Genomic DNA, 17,277 nt, shown 5'->3' on the forward strand with positions numbered 1-17,277 from the left:
CGGTATGTCCTGGACGATCGGCCCGGGCGTGGTGAACACCAGGACGTGGGAGAATGAAGTACGTGCGTTTCCTCGGCTGCCACCCTGTCGAGGCACCTCCGATTGACTGGGATGTTCAGCACGTGCGTTTCCTCAATGACCTGAAGCCGCCGTACGACCTGACGTACGACGATGTGTTCATGGTGCCGAGCCGCTCCGCGGTCGGTTCCCGCCAGGGCGTGGACCTCTCCGCGCCCGACGGCACCGGCACCACCATTCCCCTCGTGGTCGCGAACATGACCGCCATCGCCGGCCGTCGCATGGCCGAGACCGTGGCCCGCCGCGGCGGCATCGTCGTGATCCCGCAGGACATCCCGATCGAGATCGTCACCGACGTCATCTCCTGGGTGAAGACCCGCCACCTCGTGCTCGACACCCCGATCACGCTGGCGCCCACCCAGACCGTCGCCGACGCCCTGTCCCTGCTGCCCAAGCGCGCCCACGGCGCCGGTGTCGTCGTCGACGCCGAGGGCCGCCCGGTCGGCGTCGTCACCGACCACGACCTGACCGGTGTGGACCGCTTCACCCAGCTCTCCGAGGTCATGTCGAAGGAGCTGCTGCTCATCGACGCCGACATCGACCCCCGCGAGGCCTTCAACCAGCTCGACGCCGGCCACCGCAAGCTGGCCCCCGCCGTCGACAAGGACGGCAGGCTCGTCGGCATCCTCACCCGCAAGGGCGCCCTGCGGGCCACCCTGTACACCCCGGCCACGGACGCGAACGGCAAGCTGCGCATCGCCGCGGCCGTCGGCATCAACGGCGACTTCGTGGCCAAGGCCAAGCAGCTGCTCGACGCGGGCGTGGACACGCTCGTCATCGACACCGCGCACGGCCACCAGGAGTCGATGCTCAACGCGATCAAGGCCGTCCGCGCGCTGGACCCGCAGGTCCCGATCGTGGCGGGCAACATCGTCGCCGCCGAGGGCGTCAAGGACCTCATCGACGCCGGCGCCGACATCATCAAGGTCGGCGTGGGCCCCGGCGCCATGTGCACCACCCGCATGATGACCGGCGTGGGCCGCCCGCAGTTCTCCGCGGTGCTGGAGTGCGCGGCCGAGGCGAAGAAGTACGGCAAGCACGTCTGGGCCGACGGCGGCGTCCGCCACCCGCGCGACGTGGCGATGGCGCTGGCCGCCGGCGCCTCCAACGTCATGATCGGCTCCTGGTTCGCCGGTACGTACGAGTCCCCGGGCGACCTCCAGCAGTCCGCCGACGGGCGCCTGTACAAGGAGTCCTTCGGCATGGCCTCCGCCCGCGCCGTGCAGAACCGCACGAGCGAGGAGTCGGCCTACGACCGCGCCCGCAAGGGGCTGTTCGAGGAGGGCATCTCCACCTCGCGCATGTTCCTCGACCCGACCCGTCCGGGCGTCGAGGACCTGATCGACTCGATCATCGCGGGCGTCCGCTCCTCCTGCACCTACGCCGGTGCCGGCTCCCTCGCGGAGTTCGAGGAGAAGGCCGTGGTCGGCATCCAGTCCGCCGCCGGCTACGCCGAGGGCAAGCCGCTGCACGCCAGCTGGAGCTAGTTCCCCCGCGGTACCGCTCTTCCCGTGGCCCCGGCCGTCCCGCGCGGACGGCCGGGGCCACGGGCGTACCCGGGGGCCGCCCCCCGGACACGCCCGCCGTCACGCCTTCCCGCGGGCCTCGCGCCACTCCCGGACGGCCTCGTCCACATCGATCCGCCCCCGGCCGAGCGGCGGGCCCGGCGGCGGCCTGAGCAGCGCCGCGGCGATCTTCTCGTTGACCGGCTCCAGCAGATCCCGTACGGCCCGCTCGGACGGCGCAGCGGCCACCGCGGCCAGCGCGTCCTCGGCCTCCTTGCGCAGGGCCAGGGCCGGCGGAAGCATCGAGGTCATGCCCTCGCGGGCCATCTTCTTGCGGATCCACCACAGTTCGTCGTACGGCTCGTCCACCTCGGCCAGCGGCTTGCCGAAACCGGGCAGGTCGGCGAATGCGCCGCGCTCCTCGGCCTCGCGGATCTGCCGGTCCGTCCAGGACTCGAAGCTCACGCCCGGGGGTTTGCGCTCCGTCACAAGATCACTTCCCGTCCGTCTAGTGCTGTGACCGGAAAGGTCCACCGGTCGCGCCGCCCGGCACGGCGCCTCGCCGCGTTGTCGGACCGCGCCGGTACGTCCAGTACGGGTCGCGGCCCTCCGCCTTGCGATGCACCGCACCGGACGACGCGACCCGGCAAACCTTTCCGGCCACAGCACTAGCGGGACACCCCTCCACGGTAACCAACGGTCCCGCACGGCCGCCGTGTCCGGTGGCCGGTGGACCGTTCGACGCGGCCGTTCGGCCTGTCCGTTCGACCGGTCGGCGCCCGGCGGGACGGCCTACGCCAAGCGGCGGATAACACCGCGGAGCCGGTCCGTCACCCTCAGGTCATCCGGCCTGGAAGGGGCACCCCGTGACCAGTACGCTCACCCGGCACACCGAGGCGCACGCCCTCGCCCGGCTCCACAGCGAGCACGGCAAGGCCCTGTACGGCTTCCTCCTCGGCCTGACCTTCGGCGACCGGCACCGGGCCGAGGACCTCCTCCAGGAGACCCTCGTCCGCGCCTGGAAGCACCCCGAGGCACTGGAGAGCGGCCACGCCTCCATGCGGCCCTGGCTGTACACCGTCGCCCGGCGGCTCGCCATCGACGCCCGCCGCGCCCGCCAGGTCCGGCCCTCCGAGGTCGGGCCGGACGCCCTGAAGAACGCCCCGGCCGCCGACGACCGCACCGAGCAGGCCGTCGCCGCCCTCGACGTCCGCGAGGCCCTGCGATTACTCAGCCCCGAGCACCGCGCCGTGCTCGTGCAGATCTACTTCCGCGGCGCCTCCGTGTGCGAGGCCGCCGAGGCGCTGGGCGTGCCCGCCGGAACCGTGAAGTCCCGCACCCACTACGCCCTGCGGGCCCTGCGCGCCGCCATGCCCGGCTACGGGCCCGCCGCCCCCGGGGGCCGCGCCGCCGCCTGAGCCGCCACCGCCGCACGGGAGCGGACCTGGAGCTTGGCCAGGATGTGCGACACGTGCGTCTGCACCGTCCGCGGCGAGAGGAACAGGGCCGAGGCGATCTCCGGGTTCGAGCGGCCCTGCGCCACCAGCAGGGCCACCTTCAGCTCGGCCGGCGTCAGTGCCTCCCAGCCGCTCGCCGCCCTGCGCCGCGCCGACCGGCCGCCCCGGCGCACCCCCAGGCTCCGCAGCCGGGCATCGGCCCGCGCGGTGTCCCACCGGGCGCCCAGCCCCTCGTACGCCGTCACCGCGCGGGTCAGCGCCGCCCGCGAGCCGGTGAGGTCCCCGCGCCAGGCGCGGGCCACCGCCAGGTCCTCCAGGAGGTGGCCCAGCACCAGCGGCCACCCGCCGCTCTCGCCCCGCACCAGCGCCCGCGCCAGCAGCTCGGGATCCTGCGCGAACAGGCCCCGGCACCGCAGCAGCGCCAGTTCCGGCCCCGGATACCCCGGCAGCGCCGACACCGTGCGCCCGCACGCGGTCACCGCCGCCCGCGCCGTGGCGGTCTCCCCGCTCTCCAGCGCGAGCCGGACGATCTCCGACAGCACCCACGGGCGCCCGTAGGCCACCGCCTCGTCGGACACGTCCGCCAGCGCGGGCTCCAGCGCGGCCAGCGCGTCCGCCGGGCGGCCGTCCCGCTCCGCCAGCAGCGCCCGGGCCAGCAGCACGTGGGAGGCGTAGCGGCGGGCCGCCGGCGTGGCGAAGGCATCGGCCGGCAGCGCCGCGAGCTCGGCCCCCGCCGCCTCCCGCTCGTCGCGGTGGCCCAGCACCCGTGCGCGCAGCCCCCGCACCACCACCGGCAGCCAGCCGTCGGAGACCGGCAGGGCGCCCGCCCGGGCCACCGCCTCCAGGGCCGCGTCCCAGTCACCGAGCCGGTAGTGGAACTCGGCGAGCCGTGCCTCGGTCACCACCAGCCGCCCCGTGGAGCGGGTCGCCACCGCCAGCTCCCGCGCCTCCCGCAGCGCCGCCGCCACGATCCGCGGCTCGCCGAACCGCAGATGCCCCTCCGCCTGGTTCGCCAGCAGCAGCAGCCGCATGTCGTTGGCGGCCGGACTGCGCCGCGCGTACGCGATCCCCTCGGCGGCATGGCGCAGCGACTCCCGCCCGCGGTTCAGGTGGAACAGGGCGAAGGACACGGCGTGGTGGACCTCGGCCCCGCACAGCGGATCGCCCAGCCGCTCCGCCCGCGCCACCAGCGGCCCGGCCAGCGTGTACGCCTCGGCGGGCCGGTGCAGATCGGCCAGGGCCAGCACCCGGCACGCCTCCAGGCGCAGCCGCCACGGGGCGGAGGGGAAGTCCTCGGCCAGGGCCCGCTCGGTGACCGCCAGGGAACGGTCCATGTCCCCCTGGATCATCAGCGCGGACACCAGCTTGAAGTCCACCGCGGCCCGCCGGTCGGGGTCCGTGGTCCGGGTCCGCAGCCCGGCGAGGAGGTCCACCGACTCCGGCCGGCGCAGCATCAGCGCGGCGTCCGCCAGCTGCTCCTCCAGCGCCTCCAGCGTCTCCGGAGGGAGGCCGCCCTGCTCCAGGGCGCGCTCCAGCAGCTCGGCCGCGGGCCCCGGCGCCCCGGACACCAGCCCCGGGGCCGAGTCCGCCAGCCAGCGCACCGCCCACGCGCTCAGGGGACCGCCGCGCAGCAGCTGCTCGGCGGTCCGCGCCGGATCCAGCCCCGCCTCGGCGAAGGCCCGGGCCGCGTCGTGGTGCAGGGCCGTGCGCAGAGCCCCGGGGGTCTCGGCGTACAGGGCCCGGCACAGGGCGGGGTGGCGAAAGCGCAGCAGGTCCCCGGTGTCCTCCAGCAGCCCGGCCAGGACCGGCTCCTCCAGCACCCCCATCAGCTCCCGCGCGGGCCGCGCCCGTACGAGGGCCAGCTCGCGCGCCGTGAACTCCGGGCCCAGCAGCGCCGCGTGCCGCAAGGTCGCCCGGGCCCGCCGGTGGAGGTAGCCCAGCCTCCGGGCCAGCGAAGCGGGCACGGGCGGCAACCCGCCCACGGGAACGGTCAGTTCGGCCAGGTCCCCGTCGACGCGGATCAGCCCCGACCACTGCTCCAGCAGCTCCCCCAGCAGCCGTGGATTGCCGCCCGCCAGCGCGGCGGCCTCCCGCAGCCGGGGTCCCGCCGGGGCCCCCAGCGCGTCCCGGAGCAGCCCGGCCGTCTCCGCGGCGGACAGCGGCTCCAGCCTGACCGTCGGCCCACCCGGCACCGCCCACAGCAGTTCCACCTCGGGCCGCCGCGGCAGCGGCCTGCGCGTCACCGCCAGGAGCAGCGGCAGCCGCTCCGCGGACCGGGCCAGGCGCCGCCACAGCAGCAGACTGGCCGGGTCCGCCCAGTGCGCGTCGTCCAGCACCAGCAGCAGCGGCCGCTCGTCGCACCACCGTTCGGCCCCGGCCGCCAGCAGGTCCATGGCCGCCAGCAGCGCCCCGCCCGGCCGCGCGGCCGACCCCGCCTCCCGCAGCAGGGAGACCACGGCCTCCCGGCGGGGGCCGTCGGGGTGCAGGCAGTCCAGTGCGGCGCGCAGCGGCAGTGCCACCCCGAGCGCGTCCGCCGCCGCGTACCGCACCCGGCAGCCCCGGGCGGCGGCCCCGGCCACGGCCTCCCGTACGAAGGCGGTCCGGCCCGCGCCGGCCTCGCCCTCCACCCTCAGCAGGGCGCCGCCGTCACTGCCGCCCTCCGCGCCCGCGCGCACCCACTCCCGTACCTCGTCACGATGTTGTTCTCGCCCGACCCACACGTCGCCCGGCCCCTCCGGTCACATCGCGCCGATCGTAGGATGACACGCGGTCAGGGCCGGGGGAGAGGGGGCTCCGGCGGTGAACTGTGCACACCGGCACGGAATTTGGGAATCCGTATGGTGATCTTCATGCCGGCTCCGACACCCGTTTCGATCACCGGCCCGTACGCGTCCCCGTACACCTGCCGGATCCGCTCGTCGACATTGGGCAGCCCGATGCCGGAGGAGGAAGCGCCGTGCTCCCCGGCCAGGATGCGGCGCAGCAGGGCCGGATCCATCCCGATCCCGTTGTCCTCGACCGTGATCACCGCCTCCGAGCCGGCGTCCTGCGCCGAGATGCTGATCCGGCACACCTGCGTGGAGTCCTCCAGCCCGTGCTTGACGGCGTTCTCCACCAGCGGCTGGAGGCACAGGAACGGCAGCGCCACCGGCAGCACCTCCGGCGCCACCTGCAAGGTCACCTTCAGCCGGTCCCCGAACCGGGCCCCGGCCAGCGCCAGGTACTGCTCGATGGAACGCAACTCGTCCGCGAGGGTGGTGAAGTCACCGTGCCGGCGGAAGGAGTACCGGGTGAAGTCCGCGAACTCCAGCAGCAGATCCCGGGCCCGCTCCGGATCGGTCCGCACGAAGGAGGCGATCGCCGCGAGGGAGTTGAAGATGAAGTGCGGGGAGATCTGCGCCCGCAGCGCCTTGATCTCCGCCTCCATCAGCCGGGTCCGCGACCGGTCCAGCTCGGACAGCTCCAGCTGCACCGACACCCAGCGCGCGACCTCGGTCGCCGCCCGCACCAGCACGGCCGACTCCCGCGAGCCGTAGGCCACCAGCGCCCCCAGCACCCCGTCCTCGCCGGTCAGCGGGGCCACCACCGCCCACTTCAGCGGACAGCCGGGCCGCTGGCACTCGGTCCGCACGCTCTGGCTGCGCCCCGACGCCAGCATCACCGCCACCCGCGCCATCGCCCGCCGCTCGTGGTGGTCGGCGCCCGGCCCGTCCCAGGCCAGCACCGACTCCCGGTCCGTCAGGCACAGCGCCTCCGTGCCCAGCAACGACCGGAGCCGCTTCGCCGCCTTGCGGGCGGCGTCCTCGGTCAGCCCGGCGCGCAGCGGGGGAGCGGCCAGCGAAGCCGTGTGCAGGGTGTGGAACGTGGCCCGCTCCACCGGGGTCCCCAGGTCCAGCCCGGCGGCCCGTTCACCGCGCCGGGCCTGCCACCTGCCCGCAGCCCAGCCGACGCCCAGCAGCAGCGCCGCACCGGCCACCGCGAGCACGGAGAGCAGGGCCGCGCTCACCGCGCACCCGCCGCCCGGTCCACGGCCACGTCCTCCGGCAGGTGCAGCCGGGCCAGCGTGGCCGCCGTCCCGCCGGGTATCCGCGACCGGGTGGCCAGCGACACCAGGACCATCGTCAGGAACCCGAGCGGCACCGACCAGGCGGCCGGCCAGGCCAGCAGCGTGTGCCCCCAGCCCGCCGGAGCCAGCCCCGCCCGGGTCGCCAGTACGGCGCTCAGCGCCGCCCCGCCGCCGGTGACCAGACCGGCCACCGCACCGGGCGGGGTCAGCCCGCGCCACCAGATGCCCAGCACCAGCAGCGGGCAGAACGACGATGCCGACACGGCGAAGGCCAGGCCCACCGCGTCCGCCACCGGCACCTCGCTGGCCGCCACGCTCCCGGCGAGCGGCACGAGGACCGCCACCAGCACCGCGAGGCGGAAGCTGCGCACCCCGCGCGCGGGCAGCACGTCCTGGTGCAGCACCCCGGCCACCGCCATGGTCAGCCCCGAAGCCGTGGACAGGAACGCCGCGAAGGCGCCCCCGGCCAGCAGCGCCCCCAGCAGTTCGCCGAGCAGCCCGCCGAGCACGCGCTCCGGCAGCACCAGCACCGCCGCGTCCGCGTCGCCGGTCAGGGCCAGCTCGGGGGCGTAGATCCGGCCCAGCGCCCCGTACACCGGAGGCAGCAGGTAGAAGACGCCGACCAGCGCGAGCACGACCAGCGTGGTGCGCCGCGCGGCCCGCCCGTTGGGGCTGGTGTAGAAGCGCACCGCGACGTGCGGCAGGCCCATGGTGCCGAGGAAGGTCGCGAGGATCAGCCCGTACGTCGCGTACAGCCGCTGCTCCCGGTGGTCCCCGGCCAGCGGCGAGGACCAGCTGGACACCCCGGGACCCGACTCCGCCCGGGACTGCGGGACCGCGGTGCCCGGGGAGAACTCCAGGCGCGTGCGGGCCCGTACGGAATGCTGCCCGGCGGCCAGGGTCAGCGGGGCGGCCTGGTACGTCCGCCCGTCCACCTGCCCGGTGACCGTCAGCGCGAGCGGCTCCTCCACCGACAGCCGGACGTCCTCGGCGACCGTGACGGCGGTGTGCTCGCGGAAGACGGCGGGGGCGTCGAAGGTGGCGCGCGGGGCGCCGTCCCCGGCCCACGCGGCGATCAGGAAGAAGGCCGGGACCAGCAGGGCGGCGAGCTTGAGCCAGTACTGGAAGGCCTGCACGAAGGTGATGCTGCGCATCCCGCCGGCGGCCACGGCCGCGCTGACGACGGAGGCGACGACCACCCCGCCCGCCCAGTGCGGGGCCCCCGTCAGGATCTCCAGGGTCAGGCCCGCGCCCTGGAGCTGCGGCAGCAGGTAGAGCCAGCCGACCCCCACCACGAACAGCACCGCGATCCGGCGCACCGCCTGCGATTCCAGCCGGCCCTCGGCGAAGTCGGGCAGCGTGTACGCGCCCGAGCGCCGCAGCGGGGCCGCCACGAGCACCAGGAGCACCAGGTACCCGGCGGTGTAGCCCACCGGGTACCAGAGCAGCTCGGGCCCCTGGAGCAGCACCAGTCCCGCGACACCGAGGAAGGAGGCGGCCGAGAGGTACTCCCCGCTGATGGCCGCCGCGTTCAGCCGGGGCCCCACCGTGCGCGAGGCGACGTAGAAATCGGAGGTGGTCCGGGATATCCGCAGCCCCAGCGCGCCGACCAGGACCGTGGCCAGGACGACGACGGTGACCGCGGTCAGCGCGTACGTCTGGTTCACCGGTCGGTCCTTCGGCAGGGGCGGGGTGACCGGATTCTATGCACGCCCAGGACCGGGCAACAGACGCGATCTGGCCTGCTCGGCCCGGCCTGGGCCGCCCGGCGACGCGGGGCCGGCCGGACCGGGCCGGGACCGGGGTGAGGTCCGGCCGAGACCGGGTCGGAAGGAACCGGGTCGGGTCGGGCCGTGACCGGCTCAGGTCGGGCCGGGACCGGGTCAGATCGCCGGGTCGCGGTGCTCCGCGCAGTCGCGCAGGGCGATCTCCAGCTCCACGTACGACTCCTCCGCGCGCCGGAAGGCCAGGGTCAGCGCCGCCTCCGCGCGGGGCGGCACCTGGCAGCGGACGCCCTCACCGGCCTCGTACAGCACATCGGCCCAGCGGGCGGCCGCACTGCGCAGGCCGGCCAGCAGGACCTCGGTCTCGGCGGGGCCGGCCGGCCGGGTGCGGGGCAGTCCGGTCAGGGCGTCGAGCAGCGCCTGGATCTCGGACATCACGCTCCTCCCACGCCGGAAGATCCACGATACGCGCGGGCACCGGAGGTGACGGGCCGTTGGGGCCGCCCGTGCGTCCGACGGCCCCGGCGGATCGCCGTACGCCCCTCCCGGCGCGACGAACGGCCGACGGGCACGCCGGACGGTCGGGAGAGCGCCCCGCCCCGCGAGCGCCCCCGCCCCGCGGCCGGCGCGGCCGGTGTCAGCCGGTGGCCTGGCGCATCAGCAGGTCCCGCAGTTCCCGCGCGTGCCTGCGGCTCACCTGGAGTTCCGCGGACCCGACCCGGACGGTGGTGGTGCCCGCGTCCAGCCGCAGTTCGTCGATCCGGCCCAGGGCCACCAGGTGGCGGCGGTGGATCCGGACGAACCCGCGGGCCGCCCAGCGCTCCTCCAGCGTGGACAGCGGGATCCGGACCAGGTGGCTGCCCTCGTCGGTGTGCAGCCGGGCGTAGTCGCCCTGGGCCTCGACGTAGGCGATGTCGTCGATCGCCACGAACCGGGTGACCCCGCCCAGTTCGACGGCGATCTGGTCCGGGGCGCGGTCGGCGACGCCGGGCTCGGGAGCCGGGCGGCGCGCCGCGGGTACGGCCGGGGCGGCGGGCGCGGCGGCCTCCGGGGAGGCGGCCGGCGGGCCCTGCGTGGAGCGGTCCAGCTGGGCGCAGACCCGCCGTACGGCCTCGGCCAGCCGCTCCGGGCGCACGGGCTTGAGGACGTAGTCCACGGCCTTGAGGTCGAAGGCCTGTACCGCGAAGCCCTCGTGGGCGGTGACGAACACGATCAGCGGCGGCCGGGCGAAGCCGGCGAGCAGCCGCGCGATGTCCAGGCCGGTCAGCCCGGCCATGTGGATGTCGAGGAAGACCACGTCGATGCCGTCGGCCCCGTCCGGGCCCGTCTCCAGCGCCCGGGTGATCCGGCGCAGGGCCTCGGTGGCGTCCGAGGCGCCGTCCGCGCTGTGCACCCGGGGGTCGGAGCGCAACAGGTAGAGGAGCTCCTCGAGGAGCGGCTTCTCGTCGTCGACGGCCAGCACACGCAGCATGCGGCCGAGTCTAGGTCCTGTCCGGCGAACAGGGCCGGACGGCAGAAGAGCCGGAACGGGTGCGCGGCCCCCGCGGGGGTGGTCGGGGGCCGCGCGGTCCGGTGTGTGGGGGGTGGGGTGACGCGGCGCCGGCTACTGGACGGTGATGAGCTTGCCGTCGGGGGCCACCGCGTACCAGGTGCCGCCGACGCCCTGGCCGTTGATGTCGCCGGGCTTCTTGTCACCCGCGAAGGTGTAGACCGGCCAGCAGTCCACCGTCTGCTGCTTCTTGCCGTCGGGCCGGTCCAGCACGAGGTAGTTCCGCTCGGTGATGCCCTTGGCGTTGGCCTTGTCCACCGGCGGGACGACCGGCCACTTGGTCAGGCAGTCGCCCTCGCACTTGGAGACCATCGGCCATGCGGTGTCCGGCTTGAACCGGTAGACGGTCATGCCCTTCCCGTCGACGATGTGGTCGCCCAGCTTGGCGTCCTTCGCCACGGACAGGGCCGCGCCCGCCTCGGCCGCGCCACCGGCGGCCGGCGCCGGGGCGGCCTTCGCGGCCTTCTTGCCGTCGGGGGCGAAGGCGAACCAGGTGCCGCCGACACCCTGGCCGTTGATGTCGCCCGCCTTGGTGTCCTTGTTGAAGCGGTACGCGGGCCAGCCGGCCACCGTCAGCTGCTTGCTGCCGTCGCTGCGTACGACCTCGCCCAGCAGGGCCGGGTCCATGCCCGCGGAGGCGGTGGCGTCGCCCGCCGCGACCACCGGCCAGGTCTTCGCGCAGTCCCCCTCGCAGTTCGACTTCGAGGGCTTGGCGGTGTCCTTGTCGAAGCGGTAGAGCGTGAGCCCGGCGCTGTCGTTGAGGACCGAGCCGAGCTGCTCGTTGGCGGCGATGGCCAGCTGGCCGGCGGGCTTGGCACCCGATCCGGCGTCCGCCGCGGGAGCCTGGGAGCCCTGGGAGGAAGCGGCCCCGGCCGGCTGGGCCGTGTCGGCCGCCTTCTCCTCCGAGGGCCCGCAGGCGGTCGCCGCGAGGACGACGGCCATCGCGACCGCGGCAAGGGTGGTTCCGCGCTTCATACCCATGTTGATCTCTCCCACGTGTGGTGTCTCCCGCGCCGTCGCCTCGGCGGCGGCAACTGTGCTCAGGACACGCCCCGGTGGGCGGGATCTGTTCAAGGGAATCCGGGGAAACCGGTGTGGGCTGTTTCACTCACCCCGTGCCGAACCCGGTCCGTCGCAGAGCCGTGGCCACAGCGAGGCCGAGCACCTGGTGTCCGGCGTCGTTGGGGTGCAGACCGTCCTCCAGGTGCTCGGCGCCGAGGAGGTCCCGGCCCGGGAGCACGGCGAGGCGGTCGTCCCCGGCGGTGATCCGGTCCCGGGCCGCCCGCTCCATCGCGTCGCGCAGGGCGCCCAGGGTGGCGCCGAGCCGGTTCGGGGTGCGTTCGGCGTCGGGCCGCAGGACGGGCGAGACCAGCAGCAGCGGGGTCCGCGGGTGTCCCTGCCGGACGAGTTCGAGGAAGGCGCGCGTGGTCTCGTACAGGAGGGGTGCCGAAAACGGCACCCGGGACCAGCAGTTGGTGCCGAAGGCGAGCGTGAGCACGTCGGCGGGCAGGCCCGCGAGCTGTTCGGCGGTGGCGAGTTCGCCGCGCGCGGCGCCCGCGTAGCCGAGGTTCACGGTGTCCCAGCCCAGGGCGCGGCCGGCGACCGCGGGCCAGCCGTGCGCGGGGCGGGTGGACCACCAGCCCTCGGTGATGGAGTCCCCGTGCACCACCCAGCGCGGCGCGGCCGGCGCGGGGGTGACGGGGCCGCCTATCCCGCGCAGGGCCAGGATCAGCGGGGACTGGGTCTCCGGCGGGTGGATGGTGAAGGGCCCGTGGCCTCCGTGCAGGTCGATCCGTACGACGGCCTCCGCGGCCGGTTCGGTGAACACCTCGGCGACCACCCCGTGCCGGTCCCACAGTGCGAAGCCGTGGGCCAGGTCGCGCAGTGCGTCGGTGGGGCCGGGGACGGTCCCGCGGTAGCGGATCTCCACCGCCCGCGCGGTCTCGGTGGTGAACTCCAGCCGTACCCCGATGGGCAGCGTGGCCCGCTCGCCGGTGTCCCAGGGCAGCCGCATGGTGTCCGCCGGGTCGGCCCGGACGGGACGGCCCTTGTCCAGCCAGGCGACCCCGCGCAGGAACGGCCCGGGGTCCAGCCACCGCTCGTCAGGGCTCGGTTCGCTCACTCTTCGCCTCCGATCGTCGGATACGCCCCCCGTACCCCGCACGGACCCGTTACCAGGTCCAAGGCGCACGCTGCGGCACATGTGACGAGGTGTCAAGAAGGGGGTCAAAGGGTGGTTGCGCACTGATCGATCATCCGTGCGCAACAAAGGACCATCCAGGACAGATCCGCGCAACGATCGTGCGCCAATGTGCAAGGATGGTGCATTACGGGCGCTATCACTCAGCTCGTAGGCTCACTCGCTGTACGTGGAGTGGCGCGGATCGCCTGCTCGGCGGTCCCCCCATGCCCTGGCAGGCTCATGCCCGCCTGCTGCTGCTCCGGACCGCTGCGGTCGACGCCTGACAGTCCCCATCCGCAGTGAAGAAGGAGTCCCCTCGTGCTCGACCACGGCCAGGCGCCACCCGTCACCACCGAGCCCCCCAGGCCCGTCAGCCCGCTGCTCCGCCGCAAGCCGGTCGAGCAGCTGGTCGCCGAGGGCGGCCAGGGAGAGGGCGGCACGCTGCGCCGCTCGCTCACCATGTGGCAGCTGACGATGATCAGCATCGGCGCGACCCTGGGCACCGGCATCTTCGTCGTCCTCGGCACCGCCGCCCCCAAGGCCGGCCCCGCCGTGACGATCTCCTTCGTGATCGCGGGCCTCACCGCCCTCTTCTCCGCCCTCTCCTACGCGGAGCTGGCCGGATCGGTGCCCGTCTCCGGGTCCTCGTACTCGTACTCCTACGCCACCATGGGCGAGCTCGTCGCCTGGATCTGCGGCTGGTGCCTGGTCCTGGAGTACGGCGTGTCCGTCGCGGCGGTCGCCGTCGGCTGGGGCGAGTACCTCAACGAACTGCTCGACGGCACCATAGGGATCACCATCCCCGAACAGCTGTCCTCCCCGATGGGCGACGGCGGCTACATCAACCTGCCGGCGCTCGTCGTCGTCCTGCTCGCCATGGTCTTCCTGATGCGCGGCGCCAAGGAGAGCGCCCGGATCAACTCGATCATGGTCGCGGTGAAGATCGTCACCCTGCTGCTCTTCATCGGCATCGGCTTCCTGGGCATCAAGGGCGGCAACTACACCCCCCTCGCCCCGCTGGGCATCGCCGGCATCAGCGCCGGCGCCGCCACCCTCTTCTTCTCGTACATCGGCTTCGACGCCGCCTCCACCGCCGGTGAAGAGGCCAAGAACCCCAAGCGCGACCTGCCCCGCGCGATCATGCTCTCGCTGCTGATCGTCACCGTGCTCTACGTCCTTGTCGCCTTCGTCGCCATCGGCGCCATGCCGTGGCAGGACTTCGAGGGCACCGAGGCTGCGCTCGCCCAGATCATGACCGACGTCTCCGGCCACACCTTCTGGGGCGTCGTCCTCGCCGCGGGCGCCGTCGTCGCCATCGCCTCCGTCGTCTTCGCCGTCCTCTACGGCCAGACCCGCATCCTCTTCGCCATGTCCCGCGACGGGCTCGTCCCCAAGGTCTTCGCCCGGGTCGACGCGAAGACCGGCGCCCCCCGCGCCAACGTGGTGATCGTCTCCCTCTTCTGCGGAACGCTCGCGGCCTTCATCCCGCTCGGCAAGCTCGCCGACGCCACCAGCATCGGCACCCTGTTCGCCTTCGGCCTCGTCAACGTCGCCGTCGTCATCCTGCGCAGGACCCGCCCGGACATGCCGCGCACCTTCAAGGTCGCGCTCTTCCCGGTCACGCCGATCCTCGGCCTGCTCGCCTGCGGCTACATGATGTTCAGCCTGGACACCGCCACGTGGATCGTCTTCGGTGGCTGGATGATCGTCGGCCTCGTGTTCTACTTCCAGTACGGCATCCGCCGCTCCCGACTGGCCACAGCAGAGAAGTGATCCACCCGCAGTGCGACTGAACGATCTCGACGAACGCATCGTGCACGCCCTCGCCGAGGACGCCCGCCGCTCCTACGCGGACATCGGCTCCGAGGTCGGGCTCTCCGCCCCCGCCGTCAAGCGGCGCGTGGACCGGCTGCGGGCGGAAGGCGCCATCACCGGCTTCACCGTCCGGGTGGACCCGGCCGCGATGGGCTGGGAGACCGAGGGCTTCATCGAGATCTACTGCCGCCACAACACCTCGCCGGACGACATCCGGCGAGGGCTGGGGCGGTACCCCGAGGTGGTGTCCGCGTCGACCGTCACCGGCGACGCGGACGCCCTCGTGCAGATCTTCGCCTCCGACATGCGCCACTTCGAGCGCGTGCTGGAGCGGATCGCGGGCGAGCCGTTCGTGGAGCGCACCAAGTCGGTGCTGGTCCTCTCCCCGCTCCTCCGCCGCTTCACCTCGGGCGCCCCGGCCTGACGCCCTCCGGGCGGGTAAGCGAAAAGACCGGGGCTCCGCCCCGGACCCCGCGCCTCAAACGCCGGCGAGGCTGGAAACGCCGGGCCACATCCAGCCCCGCCGGCGTTGTAGGCGCTGGGTCTGGGGCGGAGCCCCAGCAATGGCGTCGCGCCTCACGTTCGGGCGGCCCTGGCCTGGCGGCCTCAGTGGCGGGGCGCAGCCCGTGTGGCGGGCTCCCGCAGGGCCGGCCGGGCGCGGCGCTCCTCCTCCGTCAGCCCGCCCCAGACCCCGAACGGCTCGCGGGTCCGCAGCGCGTGCTCCAGGCACTCCGCCCGCACCGGGCACCCCGCGCACACCCGCTTCGCGGCCGCGTCCCGCTCCTCGCGGTCCTCGCCCCGCTCACCGGCGGGATGGAAGAACCGGCCGGTCCCCAGATCCCGGCAAGCCGCCCTCGACTGCCACTGCCAGGACTGGTGCGTGGCGCCGGGCAGGCGTGAGACGTCGGACATGGCGGTTCCCTCCCGTGGGTTGTCCCGTGTGCCGTCCTTCCGCGTCTGACCGCCGTCCGCCCCTTGAAACCCAGCCCTCGGAACCCGCCGACGCCTCCCCGGCCGCCGGCACCCCGGGCTAACCCGCGCGTCGCGTCCAGCCCGGATCGCGCCCGCTCAGCCCGACTGCCCGGTCCAGCAGCGGGGCGTCGTCCGGCACGGGCACGACGGGGCCGAAGATCTCGCCGCGGCTCTCTTCGTCGGCGGCCGCGAGCAGGAACGCATGCGAGGCGCGCAGCGCGGCCTCATCGGGTGCGTACTCCTGGCCGGTGGCCCGGGCCAGGTCCCAGCCGTGGATGACCAGTTCGTCGACGGCCACCGCAGCCGCGATCTCGCCCGGTAGGTCCACGCCGCCCGCGCGGGTCATACCGGTCCATGCGGCCGGATCCCTCCAGGCCTCGGCCAGCTCACCGAGGACCCGGGGCAGGTCCTCGCGCCAGCCGGCGGGCAGGGCGGGCAGGGCTGAGCCGGGGTCCGTGTCCGTCGTGGGGCTCAGGTCCTTGCGGGCGGCGTCGCGGAAGGCGACGGCGAGGCCTTCGAGGTGGCCCAGCAGGTTGCTGACCGCGTACTCGGGGCAGGGCGTGGGGCCGGCGAGCAGGGCGTCCGGGACGCCCGCCACGAGACGGGCCACGATCCGGGCCTGTGGTCCGAGGTCAAGAGTCGTCGTATCGGTCATCTGCCGTTCCTCCGGGGCGATGGGTCTAGCTAGTAGGGGGTGTCCGGTGGATCAGGGTCGGAGAGTCCGGGTCGGCTGGTGCCGTGGATTGCAAGGCGGAGGAGGGAGTCACTGCGGAGCATTGACGACCGACGACAACGCGGCAAGCCGCGGTGCCAGGCGGGCCGGGCCCGGCCCTGATCCACCGGACACCCCCTAAAAGGTAGACCGGCGGCGGAGCCCGTTCTCATCGCGACACGAGCCGGACGTTCACGCACGCGGTCCGGCCCGGACGGTGGGCGGAGCCGCGGTGCGGGGCGGTCGGTGCGGCCCGCGCCGGACGGGCGAGCACCTCGACGCCCGCCGCGGAATTTTTTGTTGCCGGTGCGGCGGAACGGACCGTCGCCGCCTTCTTGACGGCCCCGGGCGCCGCCACGAGACTGCGGGGGACGGACACGACGGACAGCGCCCGCCGCGGAAAGGGAAACCACCGCGGGGCGGGACGCAGCGGGCGGACGGGGGACGGCACCGGTGGAGACGGCCTCGACGGCGGGTACGGGGGCACGGACCCCCCGCCGCTGGTGGCTGACCCGGCGCCTGCACATCGACCTCCTGCGCGTGTGCAGCGCATTCGCCCGGCGCGGCTGATCCCCGTACGCCGATCCGGCCCGCGCGGCCGATCCCCGTACGCAGGCCCCGTACGCATCCCATCCCGGTACGGGTCCCCTTACGCAGGCCCCGTACGCCGGCCGCACCCGGCCCCGTACCCGCAGCTTTGCGCCCGCAGCCGCAGCCCTCGCGCCCGTCCCCCTGGAGAGCCATGTCCCAGACCGTCCTGCCCCGCACCGTCCCGGCCCCCGCCCTGCGCGGCCGCATCGGCACCGGTTTCTCCCCGGTCCCGTACCGCTACCACCTCTACCTCTCGGCCGACTGTCCGCGCTCCCTCCGCACGCTCACCACCCGCGCCCTGCTCGGCCTCGACGGCACCGTCACCACCACCGTCCTCGGCCCCGACACCGCCGCCCCCGAGTACACCGCGCTGCGCCGGGCCTACGAGGCCGCCGGCCACCACTTCGACGGCGCGCTGACCGTCCCCGCCCTGTGCGACACCTGGAGCGGCCGCGTCGTGTCCAACCACACCCCCGGCATACTGGAGGACCTGCGGCTCCTGGCCGCGCACCCGGCCTTCCGCGCCGCCTCCTAGAGGGCGTCCGGGACGTCCCGGAACGGCAGGAAACGGGACTCCGCGGGGTGCGCGCAACGAATCGCCGCGCACGCCGCGGAACACGCAACGA

General features: G+C 74.4%; 15 protein-coding genes. 5 read left to right on the plus strand and 10 right to left on the minus strand.

Features of this window, described 5'->3' with window-relative positions; translation table 11 throughout:
• Positions 1-122: 122 nt before the first annotated feature.
• Positions 123-1,565, plus strand: coding sequence for a GuaB1 family IMP dehydrogenase-related protein (locus OG447_RS18965; protein WP_266937961.1), 1,443 nt, complete (start codon positions 123-125; stop codon positions 1,563-1,565).
• Positions 1,566-1,664: 99 nt separating this feature from the next.
• Here OG447_RS18965 and OG447_RS18970 read toward each other — a convergent pair whose 3' ends face one another.
• Entirely contained in the window at positions 1,665-2,072 is a 408-nt protein-coding gene (locus tag OG447_RS18970; protein ID WP_266937962.1) for a DUF1992 domain-containing protein, read from the minus strand.
• 377 nt (positions 2,073-2,449) lie between these two features.
• Here OG447_RS18970 and OG447_RS18975 point away from each other — a divergent pair, with 377 nt between their 5' ends.
• A complete protein-coding gene (locus OG447_RS18975) occupies positions 2,450-3,001 on the plus strand; it encodes a sigma-70 family RNA polymerase sigma factor (protein ID WP_266937963.1) in 552 nt (183 codons plus the stop codon).
• Here OG447_RS18975 and OG447_RS32310 read toward each other — a convergent pair.
• The 7 genes from OG447_RS32310 to OG447_RS19015 all read right to left on the minus strand — a co-directional run bounded on the left by OG447_RS32310 (position 2,962) and on the right by OG447_RS19015 (position 12,501).
• Entirely contained in the window at positions 2,962-5,760 is a 2,799-nt protein-coding gene (locus OG447_RS32310) for a LuxR C-terminal-related transcriptional regulator (protein ID WP_323181789.1), read from the minus strand. The genes OG447_RS18975 and OG447_RS32310 overlap by 40 nt on opposite strands.
• Before the next feature lie 50 nt (positions 5,761-5,810).
• Positions 5,811-7,046: a histidine kinase gene (locus OG447_RS18990; RefSeq protein ID WP_266937964.1), complete on the minus strand. Its 1,236-nt coding sequence runs from the start codon at positions 7,044-7,046 to the stop codon at positions 5,811-5,813.
• Positions 7,043-8,773 (minus strand): cation acetate symporter, encoded by a 1,731-nt coding sequence (locus OG447_RS18995; RefSeq protein ID WP_266937965.1) that lies wholly within the window; start codon positions 8,771-8,773, stop codon positions 7,043-7,045. Before OG447_RS18995 ends, OG447_RS18990 begins: the two co-directional genes overlap by 4 nt.
• 216 nt (positions 8,774-8,989) lie before the next feature.
• A complete protein-coding gene (locus OG447_RS19000) occupies positions 8,990-9,265 on the minus strand; it encodes a hypothetical protein (protein WP_266937966.1) in 276 nt (91 codons plus the stop codon).
• 202 nt (positions 9,266-9,467) lie between these two features.
• Complete coding sequence (locus OG447_RS19005; protein WP_266937967.1) at positions 9,468-10,301, minus strand: LytTR family DNA-binding domain-containing protein; 834 nt, start codon at positions 10,299-10,301, stop codon at positions 9,468-9,470.
• A 132-nt stretch (positions 10,302-10,433) separates the two neighbouring features.
• Positions 10,434-11,360, minus strand: a complete 927-nt coding sequence (locus OG447_RS19010) for an SCO0930 family lipoprotein (RefSeq protein ID WP_266937968.1) — start codon at positions 11,358-11,360, stop codon at positions 10,434-10,436.
• Positions 11,361-11,487: 127 nt separating this feature from the next.
• On the minus strand, positions 11,488-12,501 hold the full coding sequence (locus OG447_RS19015) for a GDSL-type esterase/lipase family protein (protein ID WP_266937969.1): 1,014 nt from the start codon (positions 12,499-12,501) through the stop codon (positions 11,488-11,490).
• A 378-nt stretch (positions 12,502-12,879) separates the two neighbouring features.
• On the opposite strand from OG447_RS19015, the gene OG447_RS19020 reads away from it, so the two are divergent.
• Positions 12,880-14,334 (plus strand): amino acid permease, encoded by a 1,455-nt coding sequence (locus OG447_RS19020; RefSeq protein ID WP_266937970.1) that lies wholly within the window; start codon positions 12,880-12,882, stop codon positions 14,332-14,334.
• 10 nt (positions 14,335-14,344) lie between these two features.
• Positions 14,345-14,800, plus strand: coding sequence for an Lrp/AsnC family transcriptional regulator (locus OG447_RS19025; protein WP_073920257.1), 456 nt, complete (start codon positions 14,345-14,347; stop codon positions 14,798-14,800).
• 182 nt (positions 14,801-14,982) lie between these two features.
• Here OG447_RS19025 and OG447_RS19030 read toward each other — a convergent pair whose 3' ends face one another.
• Together OG447_RS19030 and OG447_RS19035 are read right to left on the minus strand one after the other, a co-directional pair.
• On the minus strand, positions 14,983-15,288 hold the full coding sequence (locus OG447_RS19030; RefSeq protein ID WP_266937971.1) for a WhiB family transcriptional regulator: 306 nt from the start codon (positions 15,286-15,288) through the stop codon (positions 14,983-14,985).
• 118 nt (positions 15,289-15,406) lie between these two features.
• Positions 15,407-16,003 (minus strand): TIGR03086 family metal-binding protein, encoded by a 597-nt coding sequence (locus OG447_RS19035; protein ID WP_266937973.1) that lies wholly within the window; start codon positions 16,001-16,003, stop codon positions 15,407-15,409.
• Positions 16,004-16,802: 799 nt separating this feature from the next.
• Here OG447_RS19035 and OG447_RS19040 point away from each other — a divergent pair.
• Complete coding sequence (locus OG447_RS19040) at positions 16,803-17,186, plus strand: hypothetical protein (RefSeq protein ID WP_266937974.1); 384 nt, start codon at positions 16,803-16,805, stop codon at positions 17,184-17,186.
• The last annotated feature ends 91 nt before the right edge of the window (positions 17,187-17,277 follow it).

The sequence above is a fragment of the Streptomyces sp. NBC_01408 genome (genome assembly GCF_026340255.1).
Taxonomy (GTDB): domain Bacteria; phylum Actinomycetota; class Actinomycetes; order Streptomycetales; family Streptomycetaceae; genus Streptomyces.

Bases quoted from the DNA above. Each gene is read 5' to 3' on its own strand.
- OG447_RS19040 (WP_266937974.1), top strand. From the start codon at position 16,803: ATGTCCCAGACCGTCCTGCCCCGCACCGTCCCGGCCCCCGCCCTGCGC.
- OG447_RS19005 (WP_266937967.1), bottom strand. From the start codon at position 10,301: ATGCTGCGTGTGCTGGCCGTCGACGACGAGAAGCCGCTCCTCGAGGAG.
- OG447_RS19030 (WP_266937971.1), bottom strand. From the start codon at position 15,288: ATGTCCGACGTCTCACGCCTGCCCGGCGCCACGCACCAGTCCTGGCAG.
- OG447_RS19010 (WP_266937968.1), bottom strand. From the start codon at position 11,360: ATGGGTATGAAGCGCGGAACCACCCTTGCCGCGGTCGCGATGGCCGTC.
- OG447_RS19035 (WP_266937973.1), bottom strand. From the start codon at position 16,003: ATGACCGATACGACGACTCTTGACCTCGGACCACAGGCCCGGATCGTG.
- OG447_RS19000 (WP_266937966.1), bottom strand. From the start codon at position 9,265: ATGTCCGAGATCCAGGCGCTGCTCGACGCCCTGACCGGACTGCCCCGC.